Below are 338 nucleotides of genomic sequence, written 5' to 3'. Positions count from 1 at the left end.
GAATTTAGGGGCGTAGCGCCCCAACAAGGTTTCCATTCGGCATGTTATCGTTTTAGACATACCCTAAAGGGTGGAACTGTATCTCTTTCAGGGAATACCGAATGGAAACCTTGCTCCGGCGCTACGCCGGTAAATGAGAATTTAGCGGTTAAATGGGAATTTTGCAGTTAAATGGGAATTTTGCAGTTAGGCTGAAAGCCTTACAATTATATATTTATTGGGGTGCCCTGAAAGGGCCTAATTATATAGCGTAGGGCAACGCCCTACGAAAAAAACACACCAGCTACAAGCCCTGAAAGGGCGGAACTGTATACAATTATGCCCTTTCAGGGCGCAAA

This window comes from Bacteroides sp. AM16-13, assembly GCF_003602705.1.
Classification (GTDB): domain Bacteria; phylum Bacteroidota; class Bacteroidia; order Bacteroidales; family Bacteroidaceae; genus Bacteroides; species Bacteroides xylanisolvens.
The sequence above is the reverse complement of the archived record's forward strand: the minus strand, read 5'-3'. Positions refer to the sequence as shown.